Below are 15,054 nucleotides of genomic sequence, written 5' to 3'. Positions count from 1 at the left end.
ACTCATGGGAAAGCTCGACGGACGCGTCGCTGTCGTCACCGGCGCCGGTCGCGGCATCGGCCGTGAACACGCCCTGCTGTTCGCCCGCGAGGGCGCCGCGGTCGTGGTCAACGACCTCGGCGGCGCCAACGACGGCACCGGCACCGATACCGGCCCGGCCCAGCAGGTGGTCGACGAGATCGTCGCCGCCGGTGGCCGCGCCGTGGCCAACACCGACAATGTCGCCACCTGGGACGGCGCCGATCGGCTGATCGCGCAGGCGGTCACCGAATTCGGCCGCCTCGACGTGCTGGTGAACAACGCGGGCATCCTGCGCGACGCCTTCATCGCCGGCATGGACGAAGCGCAGTGGGACGCGGTGATCGCGGTGCACCTCAAGGGCCACGCGGCCACCCTGCACCACGCGGCCGCCTACTGGAAGGCCCAGACCAAGGCGGGCAACCCGGTCGCGGCCTCGGTGATCAACACCGCCTCGGCCTCGGGCACCTTCATGCCCAATGCCGGTCAGGGCAACTACGGTGCGGCCAAGGCGGGCATCGCCGCGCTGACCCTGGTCGCCGCCGACGAACTCGAACGCTACGGCGTGCGGGTCAACGCGATCGCCCCGATCGCGCGCACCCGCCTGACCCTGGCCACCCCGGGCATGGGCGCGCTGTTCGCCGCCGAGGTGCCCGAGGGCGAGTTCGATGCGTTCGCGCCGGCCAATATCTCGCCGCTGGTCGCGCATCTGGCCGAGGCAGGCTGCGCGATCACCGGCAAGGTGTTCGCGGTGCAGGGTGGTGCGATCACCGAACTGGCCGGCTGGCACGACGTGCGCACCGTCGAGACCGACGGTCCGTGGAGCATCGACGAGGTCGCCGCCCGGCTGAAGGAGACCAGCTAGCCATGGCGCGCACCAGCTATGAGCTCGGCGTCGGTGTCAGTGCGGACCACCTGGCCCTCGCCGACGCCGTGCGCGGCTTCGTCGAACGCACCGTCACCGCCGAGCACGTCCGCGCCGCGGTGGAATCGAGCGACGCGGGCAAACAGCTGCCGTACTGGGACGCGCTCGTCGCCCAGGATCTGCTCGGCCTGCACGTCCCCGAGGAACTCGGCGGGCAGGGCGCCGGTCTGCTGACCCTGGCCGTCGCGCTCGAACCGCTCGGCCGTGGCCTGCACACCGGCCCGTTCGTGCCGACCGCGCTGGCGAGCGCGGTGCTGGCGCAGGCGGGCGGACCGTGGGCGGCCGCGCAGCTGCCCGGCCTCACCGACGGATCGCGCACCGGCGCCGTCGCCACGGAGTCGGCGCTGACCGGCACCCGCCGCGACGGCGGCGGCCTGGTCGTGGACGGCACCGCCGACGGTGTGCTCGGCGCGCTGGGCGCCGAGGTGATCATCGCGCCGGTGTCGGTCGACGGTGTGCGCGAGTGGGTGGCGTTCGAGCAGGTCGAGCTCACCGTCGGCGCGCAGGACAGCATCGATGTGCTGCGCGGTTCGGCTCGGCTGCACGCGGATGCGGTCGAGGTTCCTGCGGATCGGGTGCTCGCGGTGAGCACGGCGCGGGTGCGTGCGGTGACCGCGGTCGTGCTCGGCGCCGAAGCGGTCGGGGTGATGTCGTGGTGTGTGTCCACCGCGGCCGAATACGCCAGGACCCGGGTGCAGTTCGGCCGGCCGATCGGGCAGTTCCAGGGCGTCAAACACAAGTGCGCCCAGATGGGCATCGCGCTGGAGAAGGCGCGCGCGGTGCTGTGGGACGCGGCGTTCGCGCTGGATCGCGCCGACGACACCGCCGACTACGCCGCCGCGATCGCCGGGCTGATCGTGCCCGATGCCGCGGTGCAGGTCGCGCAGGATTGCATCCAGGTGCACGGTGGCATCGGCTTCACCTGGGAGCACGACGCGCATCTGTACTACCGGCGCGCACTCGGGGTGCGTGCGCTGCTGGGGGCGCGCGAGGTCCGCGCGGAGGCGGTGGCCGGTTACGCGCTGGCCGGCTCGACGCTGTCGAGAGAGCTGGAGCTGCCCGCCGAGGCGGAGTTGATCCGGGCCGAGGTGCGGGCCGAGCTGGCGGAGATCGCCGCGATCGACGACGAGGACGACCAGCTCGTCGCGCTCGGTGACGGCGGCTGGAACCTGCCGCACCTGCCGCGTCCCTACGGCCGTTCGGCCTCGCCGCTCGAGCAGGTGGTGATCGCGCAGGAGGTCAAGGCTTCCGGCATCCCGATGCCGCAGTTGCTGATGGGTACCTGGGCGGTCGGCGCGATCGTCCCGCACGGCGACGAACGGCAGAAACGGGAGCTGGTCGTGCCGACCCTGCGCGGGGAGGTGGTGTGGTGTCAGCTGTTCAGTGAGCCGGGCGCGGGTTCGGATCTGGCGAGCCTGACCACCAAGGCCACCAAGGTCGAGGGCGGCTGGCAGGTGACCGGCCAGAAAATCTGGACCACGGTCGCGCAGTTCGCCGACTGGGCCATGCTGATCGCGCGGACCAGCCCGGACAAGCCCAAGCACGAGGGCATCACCTATTTCGTGCTCGACATGTCCAGCCCCGGAATCACGGTGCGGCCGCTGCGCGAGATGACCGGGTCGGCGCTGTTCAACGAGGTGTTCCTCGACGAGGTGTTCATCCCCGACGAGAACGTGGTCGGCGCCGTCGACGACGGCTGGCACGTGGCCCGCACGACACTGGCCGGTGAGCGGGTGGCGCTGAGCCAGAAGATGGAGGCCTACGCCACCGACACCGACCTGCTGCGCTTCGCGATGGGCCGCGAGCTCTCGCCGATGGCGCGCTACCGGGTCGGCGAGCTGATGGCCGAGAGCCGCGCGGTGGACGTGATCGGTTCCCGGGTGGTGCTCAAGCAGCTGTCCGGGATCGACGTGTCCACCACCTCGAGTGTCGGCAAGCTGCTGGGCATGGCGCTGGGACAGGCGATCTCGGAGTTCGTCGTCGACGGGCTCGGGATCGCGGGTGTGGTCTCGGTGCCGGGGGAGCGCAGTGATCACGCGATGGAACAGCTCATCGCGGGCCGGGCCACCACCATCTACGGCGGCACCACCGAGGTGCAGCTCAATGTGATCGGTGAGCGGATGCTCGGACTGCCCCGCGACGCCTCGGTGACGTCCTGATCGGGCCCCGGCGGGCGGCGCCGAGGCGTCGTCGCGCCGGGACTACAGTTCGTCGTACCGCGCCGACCCGGTGCCCGAAGGGAGGAACGTGACCGCACAGCGCGCCGACGGCCGGGCCAGCAGGTGGGATCGCCATCGCGCCGACCGCCGCGAACGTATCCTCACCGCCGCTCTCGCGGCCGTACAAGCCCAGGGCGCCTCGGTGGGCGTGCAGGAGATCGCCGATCTGGCCGGTGTGCCGCGCTCGGTGCTGTACCGGCTGTTCAAGGATCGCCAGGACCTCGACGAGCAACTGCGCGCCCGCATCCTCGACGAGCTGATGGTCGTGGTCGCGCCGACGCTGAATCCCGAGGGCACCGTGGCCGAGGCGATCGCGCGGTCCGTCGACACCTATCTGGGCTGGATCGTGGCCAATCCGCGCCTGCACTACTTCCTCGGCGCCGGTTCCGAGGGGCGCAAGGGGCACAAGTCGCCGGTGGTCTCCGGTGCCAAGATCGCCATCGCGGGCACCGTGCGCGAGGTGTTCGAGAACGCGCTGCGGGCCCAGTCCGCGCCGACCACGATCGCCGAGCCGATGGCCTTCGGCCTGGTCGGCTTCGTCGACGGCAGCGTGAACCGCTGGCTGAGCCGGTCGATGCAGCCGATGGACGCGGCGGAATTGTCGTCTTACCTGCGGGAAGCCATCTGGGCGATCATCGACGGCAGCCTGCGCAAGGCCGGGGTGATGCTCAATCCGCTCACCCCGATCGCCGATCTGGTCGCGACCGCCCCGGCGGAATAGATGTAACAAGAAGTATCGCCAACACTTGTATGGTACCGTAAGTACCATTAACCTGGTCGATGTAACCGCATCTAGGAGACATCGATGACGCTGTCCGTCACCGGCTCGGCCGTGCGTGCCGAGAGCTGGCCCGCGCCCCCGCGCGCCACCCTGCCCGACGACGACCCGTTCTACCGCCCCGCGATGGGCTACGAACAAGAGTCCGTGGGCACCATCCTGCGGTGGCGGCCGGTGGAACTGGCGGCCTTCGGCCTGATCCCGCTACGGGTGACCGCCTGGCAGCTGCTGTACCGCACCACCGATCTGCACGGCGCGCCCGACGCGGCGGTGACCACGGTGATCGCTCCCGTCGGCGGGGTCGAGGCGAGCACCCCGCTGCTGTCGTTCCAGTGCGCCATCGACGCGGTCTCCTCCCGTGGTTTCCCCTCCTACGCCTTGCAGCGCGGCGCCCGCGCGATCGGTACCTTCGCCCATATCGAACTGCTGTGCTTCGTCGACGCGCTCAAGCGCGGCTGGGCGGTCTCGATTCCCGATCACGAGGGCCTGCTCGGTGCGTGGGGCGCGCCCCGTGAGCCCGGCTATCGCACGCTCGACGGCGTGCGCGCCGCCCTGCGCTTCGCGCCGCTGGGGCTGGATCCGCAGCGCCGGGTCGGGCTGTGGGGCTACTCCGGCGGTGGCCTGGCCACCTCCTGGGCCGCCGAGACCGCCCCCACCTACGCGCCCGAACTCGACATAGCCGGTGCCGTCCTCGGCTCGCCGGTCGGCGATCTCGTCGCCACCTTCCACCGGCTCAACGGCAGCCTGCACGCCGGCCTGCCGACGCTGGTCGTGGCGGCGCTGCGCCGGGTGTATCCGGCCTTCGACGCGATCATCGAGGCACATATCAGCGAGGCGGGCCGCGCGGTCCTCGATCGCGCCACCCGGCAGACGACCGCCGCCGCGGTGCTGCGGCTGGCCCGCTACGACCTCGACCGGCACACCACTTCGCTGCCCATCGCCGAGGTGCTGGCCCTGGCGGAGATGACCGCGGTGTTCGACGACGCGGCCCTGGGCACCGTCGCGCCGGAGGTGCCGCTGCTGGTGGTGCAGTCCGTACGCGACCAGATCATCGCGACCGCCGACATCGACGCCCTGGTCGAGCGCTATCGCGCGCACGGCGCGCACGTGACCTACCTGCGCGACCGGCTCAGCGAGCACCTCGGCCTGCTGGCGATCTCGACGCCGCTGAGCCTGAACTGGCTGGCCGACCGCTTCGCCGGCCTGCGGCCGACGCCCTCGTCGACCACCACCGTGTGGAGCCTGCTGCGCCTGCCCGCGGGCAGCCGCGGGCTGGGTGATCTGTTCCGTGGCGCCGCGCAGGCACTGCTGTCGCGTCCGCTCACCGAGTCGGTCACCCGGCGCGCGGACGTGGCGCAGGCCGAGGCGGAGCGGCCTGCCGCCTAGCGGCGAAAGAGCTTGTCGGGTCTGCCGTTCGGCAGCTGGTGTGTGAGTGAGGAAGAGTTCGTGGGGATCGTTGCCGAGGTGCCGCGCGCGGTGCGCAATGTCTGGTCGGTGTCGTTCGGCGGTGGGCTCGAGGCCGACGACCCGGCGCCGTCGACGACGGTCTACCGGCGCAGGCACCGTCATCTGAAGCGCTACGACCGGTCGGCACCGGCCACCGGAAATCCGGTGCTGCTGGTACCGCCGCTGGCGGTGACCCCGTCGTGCTTCGACCTGCGTCCCGGGCAGAGCTTGGTGCGGTATCTGCTCGCGCAGGGCAGGCAGCCCTATGTCATCGACTACGGCCACTTCGGTTACGCCGACCGGGATCTCGGCCTCGAGGACTGGACCCACGACATCCTGCCGGAGGCGATCCGGCGGGTCGCCGACGAGCACGACGGACCGGTCGATCTGATCGGCTGGTCGCTGGGCGGGGCCATGTCGCTGCTGACCGCGGCCGCGCACGCCGACCTGCCGATCGCCTCGATCACCGGGCTGGCGACGCCGATCGACCAGGCGCGTACCGCCATGCTGGCGCCGCTGCGCCTGGTGGGCAAGCTCACCGGTGGCCGGGAGATGGCGCTGGCCACCAGGCTCATGGGCGGTATCCCGCAGGAATTCGTGCGGATCGGCTTCCGGCTCCAGGCCTTCGACCGGGAACTGGGCAGGCCGATGTTCCTGGCGCGCAACGCACTCGACACCGAGGCGCTCGCGCGGATGGAGGCCACCGACCGCTTCATGGCGGGCATGCCCGGCTATCCGGGGCGCTCCTACTGGCAGATCTATCGCAGCCTGGTGCTGCGCAACGAGCTCGCCGCCGGCTCGATCCGGCTGCGCTCGGACCTGGTGATCGAACTGGCGAAAGTCACCTGCCGGGTACTGCTGATCGGCAGCCGCGGAGATGTGGTGGTGCCTGCCGCGTCGGTGCGCCGGGGCCTGGACGTGCTGCCCAACGCCGCCGAGAAGCGGTTCGTCGAAGTCCGCGGCGGCCACCTCGGCCTGGTGGCGAGTGCGGCCGCCGCGGCATCGACCTATCCGGCGATCGAGGACTTCCTCAGCTGCTGAGCGCAGCCGAGCCGTGCGCCTTGCGCAGCTCGTGCTTGACGACCTTGCCACCGGCATTGCGCGGCAGCGCCTCGACCACGACCAGCGCCTTGGGGTGCTTGTAGCGGGCGAGATGGGCGTTGAGGTGCTCCTCGAGGTCGGCGAGGGCGATCGCCTCGGCGTCCTCCACCGCGATCACCGCGACCGGGACCTCGCCCCACTTCTCGTCGGCGCGGCCGATCACCGCCGCCTCCCGGATGCGGGGATGGGCGAACAGCACGTTCTCCACCTCGGCGCAGTAGATGTTCTCGCCGCCGGAGATGATCATGTCCTTCTTGCGGTCCACCACATAGACGAAGCCCTCCTCGTCGCGGCGCACCAGGTCACCGGAATGGAACCAGCCACCGGCGAACGCGTCGGCGGTCGCACTCGGGTTGTTCCAGTACTCGCGCATCATGGTCGGCCCGCGGTACACGATCTCACCGATCTCGCCGGGGGCGACATCGTTCATCTCGTCGTCGACGATGCGGGTCGCGATGGTCGGGATCGGCTTGCCGACCGAGCCCAGCTTGCGGATGGCGTCCTCGCCGTCGAGCACGCAGGTGATCGGCGACATCTCGGTCTGCCCGAACACCGCCACATTGAGCGCGTCCGGGAAGGTCTCGGCCATCGCCCGCAGCACCGTGTCCGAGGCGGGCGCGGCGCCCCAGCTGATCACCCGCAGGCGCAGATCACGCTGCGGCACACTGGAATCGGCGCAGACGATCTGCCACTGGGCGGGTACGAGGAACACCGAGGTGGCGCGTTCGCGCTCCCAGGCGTCGAGCACCTCGGTGGCGTCGAAGGCCTTGAGCGGGTGGATCACGGTCAGTGCGCCGAGCTGGAAGCAGCAGGCGATGCTGCCCAGGCCGGCGATGTGGAACAGCGGCGAGGCGCAGAAGGCGATGTCGTCGTCGCTGTAGCGCATGGCCCGGATACAGGTCAGCGCCTGGGCCTGCATGTTGAGGTGGGTCAACACCGCGCCCTTGGGGTTGCCGGTGGTGCCCGAGGTGTACATGATCAGCGCGGCCGAGTCCTCGGGGACATCGCGCGGCTCGTGCGGTTGGCCCTCTTCGGCGATCAGGTCCTCGTAGCCGAGCACGTCGTCGTCGGTCGGCACGCCGACCACGATCTGGGTGCGCAGCGTGTCGGTGCCCGCCGCCACGGCCTTGACCAGCGGCGCGAGCACCGCGTCGGTGATCACCACGGCACTGCCGCTGTCGTCGACCTGGTAGACCAGCTCGGGCGGGGTGAGCCGGAAGTTCACCGGCACCGCGATGGCGCCGAGGGTGTTGATGGCGAACACCGATTCGATGTACTCGGTGTTGTTGAGCATCAGGATCATCACCCGGTCGCCCGCGGCGACGCCGCGCCGGGCGAGCGCGTCGGCCAGGCGCTGCACGCGCGCGTGCAACTCGCCCCAGGTGGTGGTCTCACCCAGGTAGCGCAGCGCGGGCGCGTTCGGGATGGTGGTGGCGTGGATGGCGATCTGGTTCATCCAGTGGTTGCGGCGCGAGCGCTGCGGTTCTGCGGCAATGGTCATGGGGTCGTCTCCTCGGGAGCGTGGATCAGGCCGGGTCGGCGATGGGCGTGGGCGCACCGGCGAAACGCGGTGCGCGGCGGGTCAACATGGCGGTCATGCCCTCGAGGAAGTCGGGCGAGACCAGCAGCTCGGACTGACCGGCCTTCTCCCTGGCCAGTGCGGCGTCGAGCTCGACCAGCGTCGCGGCGTTGAGCGCGGCCTTGGTCAGTTCCAGCGCGCGGCGCGGACCGGCGGCGAGTTTGGCCGCGACCGCGTCGATCTCGGCGTCGATCTCGTCGGCGGGCAGGCTGCGGTTGATCAGGCCGGCGGCGGCCGCCTCGGGCGCGGGCAGCCGGGCACCGAGCAGCGCCAGTTCGGCGGCCCTGGCCCGGCCCATGGCGGCGGCGACCATCGCGGTCGCGCCACCGTCGGGCATCAGGCCGATGGAGGTGAACGGCAGCAGCAGGTAGGCCGAGTCGACGGCGTAGATCAGGTCGGCGGCCAGCGCGATCGAGGTACCCACACCGGCGGCGGGCCCGTTGATCCGGGCGATCACCGGCAGCGGCGAGTCCACGATCGCGCGGATCAGGCCGTTGGCGCTGTCCATGACCCGCTCCGGGGAGGCCTCGTTGCCGCCCGCGGCCGCCGCGGCGGCCAGATCGGCGCCGGTGCAGAACGCCTTGCCCGCGCCGGTCAGCACGATGACCCGCACGTCGGGGCGGTTCTGCGCGCCGACGACCAGCTCGCCCAGTTCGTCCATGGCCGCCAGGTCGATCGCGTTCATCCGCGCCTGACGATCGATGGTGATCCGCAGGATCCCGTGTTCTTCGGCGACCAGCACGCTCTCGCTCATCGGGCCACCGCCTCGACGAGCGCGCCGGCCAGACGGCCCGCGATGAGATCTTCGGCCTCGCGCACGATCCGGGCCACCAGCTCCGCGCAGGTGGGGATGTCGTGGATCAGGCCCTGACACTGACCGACGCTCCAGATACCGGCGTCCAGATCGCCGTCCTCGTAGACCTTGCGGCCACGGGCGCCCGCGACCAGCTCGCGCACATCGGCGAAAGTGCCACCGGCACGCTCGATCTCGACCACCTCGCGGCTGACGGCATTGTCGGCGACGCGCGCGGTGTTGTTCATGGTGCGGAAGATCAGCTTGGTGTCGAGCTCGGTGTTGGCCACGATCTTCTCCTTCACGACATGCGCGATCGGGGATTCCACGGTGCACAGGAACCTGGTACCCATATTGACCCCGTCGGCGCCCAGCGCCATGGCCGCGACGAGCCCGCGCGCGTCGGCGATACCGCCGGAGGCGATCATCGGGATCTCGAGTTCGCGCGCCGCGGCGGGAATGAGTACCAGACCCGGGGTGTCGTTCTCACCCGGGTGACCGGCACATTCGAAGCCGTCGATGCTGACCGCGTCCACGCCCACCTGCTGGGCCTTGAGCGCGTGCTTCACACTGGTGCATTTGTGCAGCACCTTGATGCCCGCGTCCTTGAGGAAGGGCAGGTGGGTGGCCGGATTGCCGCCCGCGATCTCCACGATCGGCACGCCGCCGTCGATGATCGCCTGCCGGTACTCCTCGTACGGCGGGGGAGTGATGGAGGGCAAGATCGTGAGATTCACCCCGAACGGCTTGTCGGTGAGGTCACGCGCGCGGGCGATCTCCTCGCGCAGCGCCTGCGGCGTCGGCTGGGTCAGCCCGGTGATGATGCCGAGACCGCCCGCTTCCGAGACGGCCGCGGCGAGCTCGGCGCGGCCTACCCACATCATGCCGCCCTGCACGATCGGGTGCTCGACACCGAAGGCCTCGGTGAATCGGGTGCGCAGCATTGCGCTCTCCCTCCGGATTCGACGTTCCCCGCAGTGCCGCCGAGCGGTGATAGCTCTTTGCAACTGAAGAGAATCGTGATTAACTTAACGAGAATTATGATTAACTTAACGGCGGCTGGCGCGACCTGTCAATATGCCGCGCAGTGTGCTGCAACCCGTGGGCGCCCCGCCCGTCCCGTGTCGAGCGGGGCTGCCGTCGAGCTATCTGAAGGATGGTCGAGAATGACCGAAACCCCCACTACCGCCCCCATTTCTGCGAAGATCGTGCGCACCACGAATCCGGCCACCGGTGAGCCGGTCGGCAGCTGGGCCGTCGACGATGCCGCGAGCGTCGCCGCTGCTGTCGCGCGTGCTCGGTCGGCTGCGCAGACGTGGAGTGAACTCGGGTTCACCGAGCGGAAGCGGGCACTTCTACGTTGGGCCGCAGGCATCATCAACAACATCGATGAGTTCTGCGAGCTGATCAAGGCCGAGAACGGCAAGCCGCTCGAGGACGCCTACCTCGAGGTCATCACCGCCGTCGAGCACCTGAACTGGGCCGCGGACAATGCGCACAAGGTACTGAAGCCGAAGAAGGTTTTCCCCGGCCTGATGATGGCCAACCACGAGGCGGTGATCGAGCAGCGGCCGCACGGTGTGGTCGGCGTGATCGGCCCGTGGAACTACCCCGTGTACACACCGAACGGCTCCATCGCCTACGCGCTGGCCGCGGGCAACACCGTCGTCTTCAAGCCCAGCGAGCTGACCATCGGGGTCGGGCACTGGTTCGCCGACGCCTTCACCAAGGCCAATCCCGCACTGCCGCAGGGCATTCTGAGCGTCATCAGCGGTGACGGCGAGACCGGCCGCGCGCTGGTGGAGTCCGATGTCGACATGATCGCCTTCACCGGCTCCACCGCCACCGGCAAGCGGATCATGGCCGCCGCCGCCCAGAAGCTGACCCCGGTGGTCCTCGAATGCGGTGGCAAGGACGCGGCGATCATCGCCGAGGACGCCGATGTCGCCGCGGCCGCCGACGCGGTGGTCTGGTCGGCGATCGCCAACTCCGGGCAGACCTGCGTCGGTACCGAACGCTGCTATGTGGTGAACTCGGTGCTCGACGAGTTCCTCGCCGAGGTGAAGAAGCGGGTCGCCGATCTGCGGCCGGGCTCGGGCCCCGAGGCCGCCTACGGTCCGATGACCCTGCCCGCGCAGCTCGGCATCGTCACCGAGCACGTCGAGGACGCCCTGGCCAAGGGCGCCAAGGCGGTCTTCGGCAGCCGCGATTCGATCCAGGCGCCGTACGTGAGCCCGATCGTGCTGCTCGACGCCCCCGAGGACTCGGCGGCGGTCGTGGAGGAGACCTTCGGCCCCACCCTGACCATCCGCGGCGTGCGCGATGTCGAGGAGGCCATCCGGCTGTCCAACGCCTCCCGCTACGGCCTGGCCTCCACGGTGTTCTCCCGCAAGCGCGGCATGGAGATCGCCCGGCAGCTGCGGGTCGGCGCGACCTCGGTGAACAGCCCGGCCGCCTACGCCGCCATTCCGGCGCTGCCCTTCGGTGGCGTCGGCGAGTCCGGTATCGGCCGCATCCACGGCGCCGCCGGCCTGCTCGGCTTCACCCGGCCGCACTCGATCGCCCGGCAGCGCTTCGTCATCCCCGGCATGGCGCTGCTCTCGTTCTCCCGCACCGAGTCGACCATGTCGATGGTGCGCAAGCTGACCGCGCGCCGCTTCGGGCGCGCCAAGTAGACCGCTAGATCCACGGAACACGAAAGCAGAGGGACACACTCATGGGCGTCGAATTCAGCCCGGAACAGCAGGATTTCGCCGCGGCGGTCGCCGCGTTCGCCAAGCGTGAGGCAGGCACCAGGGAGAAGCGCGACGCGCTGACCGACCACGATGCCGAGCAGCACAACGCCGGGGTCTACGCCAAGATGGCCGAGCTCGGCTGGCTCGGCCTGACCGTGCCCGAGGAGTACGGCGGCTCGGACGCCTCGATGGTCGACATGTGCATCCTGCTCGAGGAGAGCCTGCGCGGCCTGCTGCCGATCGGTGCCATCGGCCCGACCCTGATCACCGGCGGCGCCTACGCCAAATTCGGCTCGGCGGCGCAGAAGGACAATGTGCTGCGCGGCATCGTGCGCGGTGCGTCGCAGTCGATCTCGATGTCGGAGCCGGAGGCGGGCTCCGACGTCGGCAACATCACCACCCGCGCGGAGAAGACCACCGACGGCTGGCTGATCAACGGCCAGAAGACCTGGTGCTCGAACGCGCACATCTCCGAGAACATCCTGCTGGTGGCGCGCACCGACCGCAGTGGCGGCAAGCACGAGGGACTCACCATGTTCCACGTGCCCGCCGACACCCCGGGCCTCAAGATCAGCCCGATCGAGCTGATGGGCAACCAGAAGGAAACCAACGACCTGTACTTCACCGACTGTGTGCTCCCCGAGGACGCGGTCGTCGGTGAGGTGGGCAACGGCTGGCGTCAGCTGATGACGGGCCTGAACTTCGAGCGCCTGATCCTGGCGGCGATGAGCCTCGGTGCCGCCGAGCGCGCCTTCGAGGACACCTTGCAGTTCATCAGCGAGCGTAAGCAGTTCGGCAGGCCGATCGGTTCCTTCCAGGCCCTGCGGCACCGGATCGCCGATCTCGCGACCGAGATCGAGTGCACCAAGCTGCTGGTCTACAGCGTCGCCGCCGCGGTGGACGCCAACCCGGCCAAGACCTTCGCCCGCGAGGCGTCGATGGCCAAGCTCAAGGCCACCGAGACCTCCAAGCAGGTCGCCCTGGCCGGGATGCAGATGATGGGTGGCTACGGCTACGCCCGCGAGTTCGACATGGAAAAGCATGTCCGCGGCGCCCTGGTGTCGACCATCTTCGGTGGGACCAGCGAGATCCAGCGCGACATCATCGGTAAGACGTTCGGCCTCTGACGAGGAGGGGAGTGGGCGCCCGGCCGGTTTCCGGCCGGGCGCCCGCGTCGTTCAGCGCACCGGGTAGCGGCGGTCGATCAGGTCGAAGGTGTTGGGCAGACCCGCCTGGTACAGCGCGCTGTCGGCCAGTTTCAGGGGTTCCCACAGCGGCATCCGGAACCGCGGCGTGATCGGGACGGCGCCCGCCGCCGACCCGCTCGCGCGCAGGATAGCGTTCGCGGCCAGTCTGCCGCTCTCGTTCGCGCCCTCCAGGCAGGGGATGTTGGTGCCGGTGCGGATCCAGTCGCCGGCCAGGAACAGGTTGTCCAGCCCGGTGCCGGCGTGCGGCCGGTCGGCCAACGATCCGGGCTGCGGGACGAACAGGGCGTCGTCGTAGGCGATCTCGCGGGTGCCCGCGCCGGTCGGTGACGGGTCGACCAGCCAGGAGTGCACCAGGTCGCCGGTGAGTGGTTCGCCGTCGGCCGGATCGGCGTGGGCCCGCAGCTGCGCCCAGGTCTCGGCGGCCAGTTCGCCGGGGGTGCACTGCCGGGCGGTCTTGCCGGTGACCAGGCCCGGCGCGTCCCATTCGGCGATGGTCACCGAGAGCACATCGGCCACGCTCCCGTCGCGGTGGCGGCGCAGTGGCCGGTGCCGGAGGTGTCCCGCGCTGATCGAGGTCAGCCGCCATGGTGCGTCGAGATAGGCGACCTGGCCGCGGGCCGGGGCCACGCGCCTGCGCAGGAAGAACTGGATGCCCACCAGCCAGGCCGAGTGCAGTTCGGCGATCGCGGCCAGGCGCGGGTCGGCGGCGAGGATATCCGGCGAGAGGACCGCGGGCACCTTGTCCAGGGGTATCGCGCTGAGGTAGTGGTCGGCCCGCACGGTGTGCCGGGCTCCGGTGTTGTCGGTCACCGTCGCCGCGCTGATGTGCGCGCCGTCGGTCTCGAATCCGGTCAGCCGCGCGCCGAGCACGATGGTGACACCGAGTGAGCGCAGGTGCGTGATCCAGGGATCGATGAACGCCTCGCTGCCCGGCCCGTCGAAGACGCGGTCGTGACCACCGCCGTTGTCGTCGAGATTCAGCAGCGACCAGATGTAGTCCTCGCCGGTCAGCCCGATCGAATGCGCGCTGCAGCCGGCGGATGTCGTCGCGATCAGCGAGCGGAGGAAGCCGTCGTCGAGGAACCGGTGGTAGTCGGCCGAGCAGTGCGGCAGCCCGGCGAAATCGGACCAGCTCATCCGCTCCCACTGCCCGAGTTTGCGCTCGTCGCAGCTGGACACGTACACCGCGAGCCGTTCGGCGGCGAAGAGCGCCTCGTGCGGTGGCAGCCGGAACAGGGTCTCGAAGACCGGCACGGTCGAGTCGGCGAATTGCCGTGGTGTCATCGGGGTTCGGCGCGAGGACAGCGGAAACGGCTGCGGCACCGTGTGATTGCCGCGTTCCGTGCTGGCGATCGTGGTCGCGTCGACCTGGATCAGATTGTCGTGGACCCCGTGACGGTTGCCGCGCACCGGAATGCGGCGCAGAGTGTCGGGCAGATTGTGGTGGAAGCCGAAGATCCGATTGCTGGAGACCGTACGGCACTTGCCGCCCGGGGCGGTGCGACGCTCGTAGACCGTGACCGTGCAGCCGCGTTCGGCCAGTTCGTGGGCGGCGGTCAGCCCCGCCGGACCCGCGCCGAAGACCGCGACGGTGGGGCTGCCCGGCGCGGCGGGTCCGCGCCGCGTGGGCGGCAGCGTCGACCCGCCGACGAGACCGCTCGCCGGGGCCGTCCGCGTGAATCCGCGCCCGGCCGCTCGCCAGTTGATTCCCATTCTCGTCCCCGTCGTCGGCCCAGCCGCCGACGCGGGTACGCGGCGGCGGGACTTCCTCTCCGGACGACTATGTTACTGACAATTCTCTCTTGATTGGGTGGAAACATGTGGCAATCCACTGAACATGCCAGGGAATTTCTGGAATTAAGTTGATGACTATTCTCGCTCGGTGCACTAAACTAGACCATGCCCGGCGACGACGCGGGTGGCGTACCTTACCCCACGCAACACTGTGATCGCGTCGTGCCTCGGCCGAGCACACGATGCGGCAGACCCAGCGAACTCACTGCCACACCGTAGGCACAGCCGAGTAGACGTGCGGTGTCCGAATCAGATGTGCAGATCCGGACACCGCACGCGGCGAAGGTGCGAGGCCGAGCCGACCGCATCCCCAGCCCCGCACATCCCGACCCCGAGGAGGGATCGCCGCGAAGCGGCGGTTCGCGCCCGTCCCGTCGATCAGGCGCCGTTTCGTAGGCGACGAAGGAGCAAGAAACGGTGGCGGTGAGACGGGGCCCCACGGGGGGGGGGTTTAAAAA

General features: G+C 70.0%; 11 protein-coding genes. 7 read left to right on the top strand and 4 right to left on the bottom strand.

The genetic code is table 11. The annotated features are described in order from the left end of the window. The first annotated feature begins 4 nt into the window (after nucleotides 1-4). The 5 genes from ACFXK0_RS25655 to ACFXK0_RS25635 all read left to right on the top strand — a co-directional run bounded on the left by ACFXK0_RS25655 (nucleotide 5) and on the right by ACFXK0_RS25635 (nucleotide 6,427). Nucleotides 5-883: an SDR family oxidoreductase gene (locus ACFXK0_RS25655; RefSeq protein ID WP_379413402.1), complete on the top strand. Its 879-nt coding sequence runs from the start codon at nucleotides 5-7 to the stop codon at nucleotides 881-883. A 2-nt stretch (nucleotides 884-885) separates the two neighbouring features. Next, nucleotides 886-3,102 carry an acyl-CoA dehydrogenase gene (locus ACFXK0_RS25650; protein ID WP_379413401.1) on the top strand — a complete coding sequence of 739 codons (2,217 nt, stop codon included), beginning with the start codon at nucleotides 886-888 and terminating at the stop codon, nucleotides 3,100-3,102. Between the two features lie 88 nt (nucleotides 3,103-3,190). Continuing rightward, entirely contained in the window at nucleotides 3,191-3,883 is a 693-nt protein-coding gene (locus ACFXK0_RS25645) for a TetR/AcrR family transcriptional regulator (RefSeq protein ID WP_379413400.1), read from the top strand. 84 nt (nucleotides 3,884-3,967) lie between these two features. After that, entirely contained in the window at nucleotides 3,968-5,326 is a 1,359-nt protein-coding gene (locus ACFXK0_RS25640) for a lipase family protein (protein WP_379413399.1), read from the top strand. A gap of 60 nt (nucleotides 5,327-5,386) precedes the next feature. After that, on the top strand, nucleotides 5,387-6,427 hold the full coding sequence (locus ACFXK0_RS25635; RefSeq protein WP_379413398.1) for an alpha/beta fold hydrolase: 1,041 nt from the start codon (nucleotides 5,387-5,389) through the stop codon (nucleotides 6,425-6,427). On the opposite strand, the gene fadD5 is transcribed toward ACFXK0_RS25635, so the two are convergent. From fadD5 to ACFXK0_RS25620, 3 genes are read right to left on the bottom strand one after another with little or no spacing between them, the layout of a single operon-like run. After that, nucleotides 6,417-7,988, bottom strand: a complete 1,572-nt coding sequence (gene fadD5 / locus ACFXK0_RS25630; protein WP_379413397.1) for a fatty-acid--CoA ligase FadD5 — start codon at nucleotides 7,986-7,988, stop codon at nucleotides 6,417-6,419. The two genes, ACFXK0_RS25635 and fadD5, sit on opposite strands and share 11 nt — an antisense overlap. Nucleotides 7,989-8,013: 25 nt before the next feature. Further along, nucleotides 8,014-8,820, bottom strand: a complete 807-nt coding sequence (locus ACFXK0_RS25625) for an enoyl-CoA hydratase (protein ID WP_379413396.1) — start codon at nucleotides 8,818-8,820, stop codon at nucleotides 8,014-8,016. Further along, nucleotides 8,817-9,803: an NAD(P)H-dependent flavin oxidoreductase gene (locus ACFXK0_RS25620; protein WP_379413395.1), complete on the bottom strand. Its 987-nt coding sequence runs from the start codon at nucleotides 9,801-9,803 to the stop codon at nucleotides 8,817-8,819. The genes ACFXK0_RS25625 and ACFXK0_RS25620 overlap by 4 nt, the downstream gene beginning before the upstream one ends. Before the next feature lie 222 nt (nucleotides 9,804-10,025). Between ACFXK0_RS25620 and ACFXK0_RS25615 the strand changes: the two genes are divergently transcribed. Further along, nucleotides 10,026-11,534 (top strand): aldehyde dehydrogenase family protein, encoded by a 1,509-nt coding sequence (locus tag ACFXK0_RS25615; protein WP_379413394.1) that lies wholly within the window; start codon nucleotides 10,026-10,028, stop codon nucleotides 11,532-11,534. Nucleotides 11,535-11,575: 41 nt separating this feature from the next. Next, nucleotides 11,576-12,721 carry an acyl-CoA dehydrogenase family protein gene (locus ACFXK0_RS25610; protein WP_379413393.1) on the top strand — a complete coding sequence of 382 codons (1,146 nt, stop codon included), beginning with the start codon at nucleotides 11,576-11,578 and terminating at the stop codon, nucleotides 12,719-12,721. 51 nt (nucleotides 12,722-12,772) lie between these two features. Here ACFXK0_RS25610 and ACFXK0_RS25605 read toward each other — a convergent pair whose 3' ends face one another. Further along, entirely contained in the window at nucleotides 12,773-14,515 is a 1,743-nt protein-coding gene (locus ACFXK0_RS25605; RefSeq protein ID WP_379413392.1) for an FAD-dependent oxidoreductase, read from the bottom strand. Between the last annotated feature and the right edge of the window lie 539 nt (nucleotides 14,516-15,054).

Source organism: Nocardia sp. NPDC059177, assembly GCF_042755165.1.
Taxonomy (GTDB): domain Bacteria; phylum Actinomycetota; class Actinomycetes; order Mycobacteriales; family Mycobacteriaceae; genus Nocardia.
Note: the sequence above shows the minus strand (reverse complement) of the source record. Positions and strands in the feature narration are given on the sequence as shown.

Bases quoted from the DNA above. Each gene is read 5' to 3' on its own strand.
- ACFXK0_RS25655 (WP_379413402.1), top strand. From the start codon at position 5: ATGGGAAAGCTCGACGGACGCGTCGCTGTCGTCACCGGCGCCGGTCGC.
- ACFXK0_RS25650 (WP_379413401.1), top strand. From the start codon at position 886: ATGGCGCGCACCAGCTATGAGCTCGGCGTCGGTGTCAGTGCGGACCAC.
- ACFXK0_RS25640 (WP_379413399.1), top strand. From the start codon at position 3,968: ATGACGCTGTCCGTCACCGGCTCGGCCGTGCGTGCCGAGAGCTGGCCC.
- fadD5 (WP_379413397.1), bottom strand. From the start codon at position 7,988: ATGACCATTGCCGCAGAACCGCAGCGCTCGCGCCGCAACCACTGGATG.
- ACFXK0_RS25625 (WP_379413396.1), bottom strand. From the start codon at position 8,820: ATGAGCGAGAGCGTGCTGGTCGCCGAAGAACACGGGATCCTGCGGATC.
- ACFXK0_RS25620 (WP_379413395.1), bottom strand. From the start codon at position 9,803: ATGCTGCGCACCCGATTCACCGAGGCCTTCGGTGTCGAGCACCCGATC.
- ACFXK0_RS25615 (WP_379413394.1), top strand. From the start codon at position 10,026: ATGACCGAAACCCCCACTACCGCCCCCATTTCTGCGAAGATCGTGCGC.
- ACFXK0_RS25610 (WP_379413393.1), top strand. From the start codon at position 11,576: ATGGGCGTCGAATTCAGCCCGGAACAGCAGGATTTCGCCGCGGCGGTC.
- ACFXK0_RS25605 (WP_379413392.1), bottom strand. From the start codon at position 14,515: ATGGGAATCAACTGGCGAGCGGCCGGGCGCGGATTCACGCGGACGGCC.